Origin of the sequence: Sphingopyxis sp. H115 (assembly GCF_001468465.1) — a bacterium.
GTDB lineage: Bacteria > Pseudomonadota > Alphaproteobacteria > Sphingomonadales > Sphingomonadaceae > Sphingopyxis.
On sequence record NZ_LNSA01000031.1, the window covers coordinates 39,342 to 48,953 of the forward strand.

Sequence of the window (9,612 nt, forward strand, 5' to 3'; positions counted from 1 at the left end):
TCCCTGACCCTCTATCTCTTGTTCGCTCATGGCTAGCAGAGCCATGCGCTGGCGCAAGTTGAAAGTCGGTTCAACTTTAGACGGAGGCTAGTCGAATGCGCGAAGACCGGGAAACCGCCAAACCCGCGATCCTCTTCCTCTGCCTCGGCAACATCTGCCGTTCGCCCCTTGCCGAGGGCGCCGCGCGGACGGCGTTCGCCGCAGCAGGGATCGAAGCGACGTTCGATTCGGCCGGCACGGGCGACTGGCACGTCGGCCACCCGCCCGATCACCGCGCGCAGGCCGAGGCGCACCGCCGCGGCACAGACATATCGGCGCTGCGCGCGCGGCAATTGTCGGCCGCCGACTTCTATCGCTTCGACCTGATCCTCGCGGCCGACGAAAACAACCTGCGCGATGCGCTGGCGATCCGTCCGACCGATGCGACCGCCGAAGTCCGGCTGATGCTCGACCTCATCCCCGACCGCGGCGGCGAGGGCGTCATCGACCCCTATTATGGCAGGGAAGACGGCTTCGCCGCGACATGGGCCGACGTCTCGGCGGTCGCCGCGGCGCTCGTCGCTGAATTTTCGCCCAACGGATAACGCACCACGGGATGATAGCGCGATCCGCCATGTCCCAGCTCGCTTTCGTACAATATCACCCGGTCGAAGCAGAAGGCCGGGCTGGCCAGGTCGCTGTTCAGCGCGAGGAACGGCGCAACCGGCCCCGCCCCCCGGTTCAGCCGTGCCAGTGTGACATGCGGCGTGAAGCTGTGCGTTTCCGGCCCGACACCGACCCGCGCGAGCAGCTGGTCAACCTTGCGGTGCAGCGCCGCGAGCGGCTCGTGCGGTTCGACCCTCGCCCACACCATATGCGGCCGTCCCTGATGGTCGAACACGTCGACCCCGGCGATCCGGGCCGTGACACAGGGAGCGTAAAGGGCGCCGAGCGCGGCGGCGATATCCTCGGCGCGGTGCCGATCGACCTCGCCGATGAAGCGCAACGTCAGGTGCAATTGGTCGTCGTCCTGCCAGCGTGCGCGCGCAATACCGTGCATCGCGGCGGTCAACAGGGCGCGAACCAGGCGCGGCGGACGCAGCGCGACGAACAGGCGGTGGGAGGCCATGGCAAGGCAGCATAAGGCGCGATGCGCGGAAGCGCGACCCCGGGGCGCGGGGGTCAGGCTCCGGACGCGCTGACGCCAGGGTCAGACCCTAATATGTTGCCGGATTGTTGCTGGCGTCCGGTTTCGCTTGAAACACGGGGGCAAACCCCCGATATTGCCGATACGGCCGGTATGGGCTGGCCGGTGATGGAGATGAAAAATGGCGAATTGGAACGACCCCAATATGGCGGCTTCCGGTTTCGGGGCCGGCGCGAACGCAATGGACCAGGCCGTCGATGCCGGTCTGCGGTCGTACATGCTGTCGGTTTACAATTATATGGGCTCGGGCGTGCTACTGACCGGCATCGTCGCGATGCTGGCTTTCAACTCGGGCTTCACCGCCTCGATGATCGGCAGCCCGCTGATGTGGGTGGTGATGCTCGCGCCGCTGGCCTTTGTGCTCGTGCTGAGCTTCGGCATCAACAAGCTGTCGACCGCTGCCGCACAGGCGCTGTTCTGGGTGTATGCCGCGGTGATGGGTCTGTCGATGTCGACGATCTTCCTCGCCTTTACCGCGACCTCGATCGCGACGACCTTCTTCGCGACCGCCGCGGCTTTCCTCGGCCTCAGCCTCTATGGCTACACGACCAAGAAGGATCTGTCGGGTTTCGGCACCTTCCTGATCATGGGCGTCGTCGGCATCCTCGTCGCGATGCTGATCAACATGTTCGTGCAGTCGACCGCGCTCGGCCTTGCGATCAGCGTGATCGGCGTGCTGCTCTTCGCGGGGCTTACCGCCTATGACACGCAGAAGATCAAGAGCATGTATTTCTATGTCCGCGGGACTGACTTTGTCGGCAAGTCGGTGATCATGGGCGCGCTGACGCTCTATCTCGACTTCGTCAACATGTTCACCTTCCTGCTCAACCTCTTGGGCAGCCGCGAATAAGCGGACCAACGAGGAACGAAAATGGGGAAACCCGGCGGAGCGATTCGCCGGGTTTTCTTTTGACGTTAGCGCCGTTCCGAAATTTGCGCGCCCGCACGCATAGGGCAGCCGCGCCCACGGCCGATTCCGACCGGGAGCGGCCAACAGAGATGTGAACCTCGGCGAAAGCCGGCCCCCAGAATTCCGACACCAACCTTGCGTTTCCGCGCTGGGCCCCGGCTTTCGCCGGGGTTCACGAGATAGCAGCTCACCACCGCAAACCTGCCTTTCTTCATATTCCGGCTTGCATCCCCTTGAGCAACGCCCGCCAATGCTCCCCGAGCCGCCGCTGGAACAGCATCAGCTCGAAGCCATGCCGCGCGACATGTTGCTGCGGGATGGCATCCCAGCCGCAATGCTCGACCGTCACGCGCGTTTCGGCACCGACCGCCTCGAAGCGGACATCGACCTCGGTCGTCTGCTCGGCCTTGAAGTTCGGTAGCCGCCATCCGAACGCCAGCCGCTCGCCGGGCAGCCAATGCCGTACCTTGCCAATTTCCCACTCTTTCCCGTTGTCGAAGCGCGTGACAAGTCGCCCGCCGGGCCCCGAGGGGTCGAAGCGCAGCGCGCCGTCGCCCTTGCGGGTAAGCTGGAACAGCGGGTGGCTTTTCCACCACTTGCCGATGTCGCGCGTGAAGGCGGTGAACGCGGCTTCGGGCGTCGCGGCAACGCGCAACGCGACGATCACCGCCGCGCTCATCCTTGGTCCCCACCCTCGAGGCCGTTCTCAACATGGCGCTTGAACGCTGCGAGCTGGTGCGTCCACAGCGCCTCGGTCTCGGCGAGCCATTGTTTCAGCCCGTCGGTTGCGCCGTCCTTCAGGCTGTAGATGCGCACGCGCGCGTCGAAATGAGGATGCCCATCCTCGACCAGCCCGCCGTCCTTCAGCGCGCGCAGGTGGCGGCTCATCGCCGGCGGTGCGAGCCCGAGGGCGCCCGCCAGCTCGCCCGCGCTGCGCGGCTGCTGCCCAAGCAGCTCGACCGCGCGGCGGCGAACGGGGTCGGCGAGCGCGGCGAGCGTGCGGTCGACCGCGGCGCTCAATCGTCGAGCCGCGTCTTGGTCGTGAAGCCGCCTTCGGCGTCCCATTCGTCCGACGTCTTTTCCGCAACCGTCACGCCAAAGGTCCAGATATGCCCTTCGGAATCCTTCGCGCGGTAGGTGCGGTCGCCATAGAATTGCGTTTCGGGTTCGGCGATGATGTCCGCCCCCGCTGCGCGCGCCTTCTCGCAATGCGCGTCGATGTCCTCGCCTTGGCCCAGCTGGACATGGACCGTCTGCGTATTCTTGCCGCCAAGGTTTGCGGGGCTTCGATGATCGTCGGACCATTCATTGCCGATCATGATCGACGAATTTCCATATTCCATCTCGCTGTGCGCCAGATTGCCATCGGCATCGAGCAGCACGAAGGTTGGTTCGAACCCGAAGGCCTCCTCCAACCAGCGGAACGCCGCTTTTGCGTCCTTGTAGCAGACAGCACTCGAAAGCCCCTTGGAACGCGGATGATCGGCCATGTCTCGTCTCCCGATTCGGCGATATAATTTCGAATATATAGAATATTTCTAGTAAAATGAAAATACATGCATTGCGCGGCGATTATGCTAGGCGAAGCCGATGACCGACAACCTCGGAAGCCATATCGAAGAAGCGATGAAGCTCGCCTCCGCGCAACTCGGCCAAGGGCGCGTCGCCGACTATATTCCGGCGCTCGCCAACTTAGACCCTAACAAGCTCGGCTTCGCACTCGCGCTGCCCGACGGCACCGTCCATGCGTCGGGCGATGCCGACGAGCCCTTCTCGATCCAGTCGGTGTCGAAGGTCTTCACATTGGCGCTCGCCCTTCGCCGCGTCGGCAGCTCGCTATGGGACAGCGTCGGTCGCGAACCTTCAGGGTCGGCGTTCAACTCGATCGTCCAGCTCGAAAGCGAACAGGGCATCCCGCGCAATCCGTTGATCAACGCAGGCGCGATCGCGACGACCGACCGGCTAATCGACGGGCGCAGCGGCGATGCGACGATTGACGAGATCGTCGACTTCATGCGCGCCCGTGCAGGCGACGACAGCGTCGAAATTGATTTCGACGTCGCTTTTTCCGAATCCGAAACCGGCGCGCGCAATCGCAGCCTTGCGCATTTCATGGACGCCTTCGGCAATCTGACGCATCCGGTCGAGTCGGTCGTCGGCGTCTATTTCCGCCAGTGCGCGATCGCGATGTCGTGCCGCCAGCTTGCACGCGCCGGGCTGTTCCTGGCGATGGAAGGCCGCGATCCGCTCACCGGCGAGCAACTCGTCGAACCGCACCGCGCGCGGCGGATCAACGCGATCATGATGCTCTGCGGCCATTATGACAATTCGGGCGAATTCGCCTTCCGCGTCGGCCTTCCCGGCAAGAGCGGGGTCGGCGGCGGCATCCTCTGCATCGCGCCGGGGCAGGGCTCGATCGCGGTCTGGTCGCCCGCGCTCAACGAGGCAGGAACCTCGCTGGCCGGCGCCGTGGCGCTCGAACATTTCGCTTATGCCGCCGGCTGGTCGGTGTTCGATTAGCCCATGGCTGCCGAAGTCGATCTGGATCTGGCCGATCTTCGCGAGGTTGTGGCCTATGCGGTCGGTAACGCGGAGCAGGTGCTGGCCATCTTCGAACGAGGCCACGCGTCAGACGGTCGTCCGAGCGAGGCCATCGCAGCGGCGTGGACATTCGCGCGCGGAGGTGAGCGCGTGAAGGCGCTCCGCGCTACCGCTTGGGCGGCGCACAAAGCCGCGCAGGAAACCCACGATCCTGCGGCTAGCGAGGCAGCGCGGGCTGCCATGTGCGCTCCGGCTGCAGCCTTCCTGCATCCCCTGGCGCGTCCGGCGCAGGTTCGCCATATTCTCGGTGCCGCCGCGCACGCCGCCCGGGCGGGGGAACTGGCCATGGGTAACGATCCGACCGTGGGGCGCGGTCTTATCGAGCGCGCCGCGTCCCGGGGGACGCCGCAGCTTATCGGGATATTGTGCCGCTATCCCGCCCCGCCACAGGGCGGAGGACGGGCGGGTGAATTGTTGCGGATACTCGACCGGAAGCTTCGCGGCAATGCGCCGGAAAGCGATAGATCCTAGTCGTCGCTGAGCAACGCCAGCTTCACCCGCGCGGTGCCGCTGCGGTGCATGCCGATTTCGCGGGCGGCGGCCTGGCTGACGTCGATCACGCGGCCGCGCGAGAAGGGGCCGCGGTCGTTGATGCGGACGATTACGCTGTCGCCGTTCGACATGTTGGTGACGCGCACCATGCTGCCGAAGGGCAGGGTGCGGTGCGCGGCGGTGAGCTGGCCGGGATCGAAACGTTCGCCGTTCGCTGTGCGGTTGCCGGCAAGTTCGTTACCATAATAGCTCGCCATTCCGCCGTCGATTTCGGTGAAGTCGGGGACCTCGATCGCCGCTTCGTCGATGACGTCCAAGTCCTGCGCCGCGGCCGAAACCGTCAGCATCATCGGTATCAACAGGGTTGAAAAGACCCGCATGACATCCTCCCCTTTTCGGTGGAGGGCCAAAAGCAGCGGCGGCCTGCCGAGGCAAGCCGCCGCGCGTTAGACGGAACCGAAATTGCGGTCGGATGCGCTTTTAGACGTCGAGATTCGCCACCGACAGCGCATTCGTCTGAATGAAATCGCGCCGCGGTTCGACCTCGTCGCCCATCAGCCGTTCGAAGATTTCATGCGCGACGTCGGCCTGTTCGGCTTCGACGCGCAGCAGCGAACGGTTGGCGGGATCGAGCGTCGTTTCCCAAAGCTGCTCGGCATTCATCTCGCCCAGCCCCTTATAGCGGCTGATCGCGAGCCCCTTGCGGCTGTGCGCAAAAATGGCTTCGAGCAGCTCGGACGGGCGGGTGATCGGCGTGATCTTGCCGACGCTCGCGGCGGGCAGGTCGCTGTCGCTCGCTTCGACATCGTCCTCGGCAGCCTCGGCCGCAGCAAGCGCGGCGGCATCGGCGGCGAGCGCCGCGGCGCTGCTGCCCTTCACCAGCCGCGCGGGGTGTGCATAGGTTTCGGCCTGTTCGGCGGCAAGCGTGTGCAACCGGCGCGCCTCCTGACTGGCGAGGAAGGCGGCGTCGATCGCATGATGGTCGCTGACCCCGCGCCAGCGCTTTTCGAGCGTGTAGCCGCCGCCCGCGGCAGTGATCGTCCATTTCGCCTCGGCGCCGCCGGTCAGCGCGCGTTCGGCGGCATTGAGCCATTCGGCCGCGCGCGCGGCCGCGGCGGTGCGACCGGCGCTGTCGAGCGCCGGATCGAGCGCGCCGTTCAGCGCCAGCGCCTCGACCAGGTCATAATTATGGCCACGCGGGACATAGCGCATCAGCGCGCGCAGGCGGCGCCCATGCTCGATCAAGCCGCGCAAATCGGCGCCCGACCGCGCCCCGCCGGTGGTTTCGAGCATCAGCGCGTCGATGCCGCCATCGACGAGGTAATTTTCGAGCGCGCTATCGTCCTTCAGATAGACCTCGCTCCGCCCCTTCGCGACTTTGTAGAGCGGCGGCTGGGCGATGTAGAGGTGCCCCCCCTCGATGATTTCGGGCATCTGGCGATAGAAGAAGGTGAGCAGCAGTGTGCGGATATGCGCGCCGTCGACGTCGGCGTCGGTCATGATCACAATCTTGTGATAGCGTAGTTTATCGAGGTTGAACTCGTCGCGGATGCCGGTGCCGAGCGCCTGGATCAGCGTGCCGACTTCCTTCGACGAGATGATGCGGTCGAAACGTGCGCGCTCGACATTCAAAATCTTGCCCTTCAGCGGCAGGATCGCCTGCACATGGCGGTCGCGGCCCTGTTTGGCCGATCCGCCTGCCGAGTCACCCTCGACGAGGAAGAGTTCGCATTTGGCGGGGTCGCGTTCCTGGCAGTCCGCAAGCTTGCCGGGGAGCGAGGCGATATCCATCGCGCCCTTGCGCCGGGTCAGCTCGCGCGCCTTTTTCGCGGCCTCGCGCGCCGCGGCGGCGTCGATCACCTTCTGGATCACCGCCTTCGCATGCGCGGGATTTTCCTCGAGCCATTCGCTCATCCGGTCGGCCATCAGGCTCTCGAGCGGCTGGCGGACCTCCGAGGAAACCAGCTTGTCCTTGGTTTGCGAACTGAACTTCGGATCGGGCAGCTTGACCGAGACGATCGCGGTCAGGCCCTCGCGCATATCCTCGCCGGTCAGGCTGACCTTCTCCTTCTTCAGCATCCCCGACTTTTCGCCATAGCCGTTCAACGTGCGCGTCAGCGCGGCGCGGAACGCCGCGAGGTGCGTGCCGCCGTCGCGCTGCGGGATGTTGTTCGTGAAGCAGAGGACATTTTCATAATAGCTGTCGTTCCACTCCAAGGCGACGTCGATGCCGATGCCATCGCGTTCGCTGCTGATCGCGATCGGATCGGGCAACAGCGCATTTTTGTTGCGGTCGAGATATTTGACGAACGCCGCGATCCCGCCTTCATAGAAGAGGTCGTGCGTTTCATGCTCGGCGTGGCGTGCGTCGACCAGCTTGATGCGCACACCCGAATTGAGGAACGCGAGTTCGCGGTAGCGGTGCTCGAGCTTTTCGAAATCGAATTCGGTGACATTCTTGAACGTCTCGGTCGAGGCCATGAAGGTCACGCGCGTGCCCTTCTTGCCCGCCGGTGCGGGGCCGTTGACCTTCAGCGGCGCGACCGAATCGCCATGCTCGAAGCGCATCCAATGTTCTTCGCCGTCGCGCCAGATCGTCAGTTCGAGCCATTCGCTGAGGGCGTTGACGACGCTGACGCCGACGCCGTGCAGGCCGCCCGACACCTTATAGGCGTTATCGTCGCTGGTATTTTCGAACTTACCCCCGGCGTGGAGCTGGGTCATGATGACCTCGGCAGCCGAAATGCCTTCTTCGGCGTGGATGCCCGTCGGAATGCCGCGGCCATTGTCCTCGACGCTGACCGAGCCATCGCTGTTGAGCGTGATCAGGACGAGGTCGCAATGCCCCGCGAGCGCTTCGTCGATCGCATTGTCCGACACCTCGAACACCATGTGGTGCAGGCCCGATCCGTCGTCGGTGTCGCCGATATACATGCCCGGCCGTTTGCGCACGGCGTCGAGGCCCTTCAACACCTTGATCGAATCGGCGCCATAGGCATTGGCGTTGGGCTGTTTGGCGGCGCTTTCGGGCGCGCTGTTCTCGGGGGTGTCTGTCATATCGATTATATAGGGTCGAAGGCCGCAAAACCCAAGCGAAAATGCGGATCTCGGCCCTTGGGCGACGGGCGTTGCGCGGGCGCGTCGCGGCGGCTAGTTTCGGCGGCATGAACCAAGGTCTCGCATCCCCCCTCGCCGCCATTCTGATCCTCTCGCTCGCCGCGTGCAGCCAGCCCGCACCGCCTGCCGACAACGCCCCCGCTGTCGCGGGCGAGCCGCTTGCAACGCGCGCGGTGATGATCGGGACCGAGGGACCGAGCCTGCCCGCCTGCTCGAGCATCAGCCGGGTCAAGGGCGGTGGCACCGACGTCTATTGGGCGCCCGGTGAAACGCGCGCGGTGAAGGCGAAGCTGGCCGGCGGCGCGCGCGTGTCGCTATGCGAGGCGGCGGACAATGATGCCTGGTTTGGTATCGTCTTTGCCGCGCCGGGAACCGATCCCGACATGTGCGGCGTTGGCAAGTCGGTGCAGAATGTCCGCGAGTATCAGGGCCCCTGCCGCTGGGGCTGGATCAAGGGCGGCACGGTCCAGCTGGGCGGTTAAAGCCACAAAAGCCCCGCATGCGCGCGTTCAAATTGTGTCTTTTGTGGCTTTAAGGCGACAAAGGACAGGCATCAGCGCGCCGAAACTGTCTCCTTTGTCGCTTTAAGGGCGATATCGGACATGCTCGCGGACGGGAAGGCCAACGGTTCAAAGAGCCAGCGGTCAGGCTGGCACGGCGGGATAATGTAGGAAAGCGGATTTTCGGACCGTTTCGGGACCCTTCTTTGCCGAGGATATCGAAGGACGGCGAGTAACGACCGATTGCGGACGTAAAGTCCTCCCCATGGCTGCGCCACAGGGAGGATATGCCACCCCTCGTCATCCCGGACTTGACCCGGGATCCAGCGCGGCGTCGAAGTCATGGGCCCCGGATCAAGTCCGGGGTGACGAGGGGCGGCTGACGGTGACGACTTCCCACAACAAAGCCGCCCCTGCAATCATCCCCGGCAATCCTCGATCACGCGCCCGATCTCCGACTGCACAGGCAGCGTCAGCGCGCCACCGCCCGGCGCCTCGAGCGCGAAGCGGCCGCGGCTGAAGGCGATGCGGTCGAGCCGCGGGTCGCGGGTCGGCAGGCTCGCGCTGCCGCCGTCGAAGCGAATCTGGTCTGTTCCAGCGCTCGTCCGGAGACTGACATTGCCCGCAAGCGCCGAGGTCATGCGAATAGCGCCGCCGCTGCAAATCATGCTGAGTAGCGGGCTGGCGCTGCCCGTCGCGACGAAGGCCGCCGTCCGGCTGTTCGCGTCGTAGCGCCAGGCGCCGGCGTCGACCGCGCGATCTTCCCAGCCTGCGGTCGGGGTCGGGAGCGGCGCGGGGGCTGGTGT

The 9,612-nt window shown here is 65.0% G+C and carries 12 protein-coding genes; 5 read left to right on the plus strand and 7 right to left on the minus strand.

What is annotated here, in order from left to right:
- The first annotated feature begins 95 nt into the window (after window positions 1-95).
- Window positions 96-584: a low molecular weight protein-tyrosine-phosphatase gene (locus tag ATE71_RS17930; protein WP_058804705.1), complete on the plus strand. Its 489-nt coding sequence runs from the start codon at window positions 96-98 to the stop codon at window positions 582-584.
- On the opposite strand, the gene thpR is transcribed toward ATE71_RS17930, so the two are convergent.
- Window positions 494-1,108 (minus strand): RNA 2',3'-cyclic phosphodiesterase, encoded by a 615-nt coding sequence (gene thpR / locus ATE71_RS21865; protein ID WP_082665292.1) that lies wholly within the window; start codon window positions 1,106-1,108, stop codon window positions 494-496. The genes ATE71_RS17930 and thpR overlap by 91 nt on opposite strands.
- 199 nt (window positions 1,109-1,307) lie before the next feature.
- Here thpR and ATE71_RS17940 point away from each other — a divergent pair, with 199 nt between their 5' ends.
- Window positions 1,308-2,036, plus strand: a complete 729-nt coding sequence (locus tag ATE71_RS17940) for a Bax inhibitor-1/YccA family protein (RefSeq protein WP_058804707.1) — start codon at window positions 1,308-1,310, stop codon at window positions 2,034-2,036.
- Window positions 2,037-2,307: 271 nt separating this feature from the next.
- Here ATE71_RS17940 and ATE71_RS17945 read toward each other — a convergent pair whose 3' ends face one another.
- The 3 genes from ATE71_RS17945 to ATE71_RS17955 are packed head-to-tail and all read right to left on the minus strand — an operon-like array spanning window position 2,308 to window position 3,586.
- Entirely contained in the window at window positions 2,308-2,775 is a 468-nt protein-coding gene (locus ATE71_RS17945) for an SRPBCC domain-containing protein (protein ID WP_058804708.1), read from the minus strand.
- The gene (locus tag ATE71_RS17950) at window positions 2,772-3,116 is read right to left on the minus strand and encodes an ArsR/SmtB family transcription factor (RefSeq protein ID WP_058804709.1); all 345 of its coding nucleotides are present in this window, start codon (window positions 3,114-3,116) and stop codon (window positions 2,772-2,774) included. Before ATE71_RS17950 ends, ATE71_RS17945 begins: the two co-directional genes overlap by 4 nt.
- Complete coding sequence (locus ATE71_RS17955; protein WP_058804710.1) at window positions 3,113-3,586, minus strand: VOC family protein; 474 nt, start codon at window positions 3,584-3,586, stop codon at window positions 3,113-3,115. Before ATE71_RS17955 ends, ATE71_RS17950 begins: the two co-directional genes overlap by 4 nt.
- A 136-nt stretch (window positions 3,587-3,722) precedes the next feature.
- Between ATE71_RS17955 and ATE71_RS17960 the strand changes: the two genes are divergently transcribed.
- Window positions 3,723-4,616, plus strand: coding sequence for a glutaminase (locus ATE71_RS17960; protein ID WP_235588065.1), 894 nt, complete (start codon window positions 3,723-3,725; stop codon window positions 4,614-4,616).
- A gap of 3 nt (window positions 4,617-4,619) precedes the next feature.
- Window positions 4,620-5,168, plus strand: a complete 549-nt coding sequence (locus ATE71_RS17965) for a putative immunity protein (RefSeq protein ID WP_058804712.1) — start codon at window positions 4,620-4,622, stop codon at window positions 5,166-5,168.
- On the opposite strand, the gene ATE71_RS17970 is transcribed toward ATE71_RS17965, so the two are convergent.
- Together ATE71_RS17970 and gyrB are read right to left on the minus strand one after the other, a co-directional pair.
- Window positions 5,165-5,569 carry a septal ring lytic transglycosylase RlpA family protein gene (locus tag ATE71_RS17970; protein ID WP_058804713.1) on the minus strand — a complete coding sequence of 135 codons (405 nt, stop codon included), beginning with the start codon at window positions 5,567-5,569 and terminating at the stop codon, window positions 5,165-5,167. The genes ATE71_RS17965 and ATE71_RS17970 overlap by 4 nt on opposite strands.
- Before the next feature lie 100 nt (window positions 5,570-5,669).
- On the minus strand, window positions 5,670-8,246 hold the full coding sequence (gene gyrB / locus ATE71_RS17975) for a DNA topoisomerase (ATP-hydrolyzing) subunit B (protein ID WP_058804714.1): 2,577 nt from the start codon (window positions 8,244-8,246) through the stop codon (window positions 5,670-5,672).
- 107 nt (window positions 8,247-8,353) lie between these two features.
- On the opposite strand from gyrB, the gene ATE71_RS17980 reads away from it, so the two are divergent.
- Window positions 8,354-8,788: a hypothetical protein gene (locus ATE71_RS17980; protein ID WP_152998832.1), complete on the plus strand. Its 435-nt coding sequence runs from the start codon at window positions 8,354-8,356 to the stop codon at window positions 8,786-8,788.
- Between the two features lie 437 nt (window positions 8,789-9,225).
- Here the strand turns inward: ATE71_RS17980 and ATE71_RS17985 are convergent.
- A partial coding sequence (locus ATE71_RS17985; RefSeq protein WP_058804716.1) for a hypothetical protein occupies window positions 9,226-9,612 on the minus strand: 387 nt, incomplete at its 5' end.

What these genes read in the sequence shown, in the direction of transcription:
- ATE71_RS17930 (WP_058804705.1), top strand. Translation starts at nt 96, where the DNA reads ATGCGCGAAGACCGGGAAACCGCCAAACCCGCGATCCTCTTCCTCTGC.
- thpR (WP_082665292.1), bottom strand. Translation starts at nt 1,108, where the DNA reads ATGGCCTCCCACCGCCTGTTCGTCGCGCTGCGTCCGCCGCGCCTGGTT.
- ATE71_RS17940 (WP_058804707.1), top strand. Translation starts at nt 1,308, where the DNA reads ATGGCGAATTGGAACGACCCCAATATGGCGGCTTCCGGTTTCGGGGCC.
- ATE71_RS17945 (WP_058804708.1), bottom strand. Translation starts at nt 2,775, where the DNA reads ATGAGCGCGGCGGTGATCGTCGCGTTGCGCGTTGCCGCGACGCCCGAA.
- ATE71_RS17955 (WP_058804710.1), bottom strand. Translation starts at nt 3,586, where the DNA reads ATGGCCGATCATCCGCGTTCCAAGGGGCTTTCGAGTGCTGTCTGCTAC.
- ATE71_RS17960 (WP_235588065.1), top strand. Translation starts at nt 3,723, where the DNA reads ATGAAGCTCGCCTCCGCGCAACTCGGCCAAGGGCGCGTCGCCGACTAT.
- ATE71_RS17965 (WP_058804712.1), top strand. Translation starts at nt 4,620, where the DNA reads ATGGCTGCCGAAGTCGATCTGGATCTGGCCGATCTTCGCGAGGTTGTG.
- ATE71_RS17970 (WP_058804713.1), bottom strand. Translation starts at nt 5,569, where the DNA reads ATGCGGGTCTTTTCAACCCTGTTGATACCGATGATGCTGACGGTTTCG.
- gyrB (WP_058804714.1), bottom strand. Translation starts at nt 8,246, where the DNA reads ATGACAGACACCCCCGAGAACAGCGCGCCCGAAAGCGCCGCCAAACAG.
- ATE71_RS17980 (WP_152998832.1), top strand. Translation starts at nt 8,354, where the DNA reads ATGAACCAAGGTCTCGCATCCCCCCTCGCCGCCATTCTGATCCTCTCG.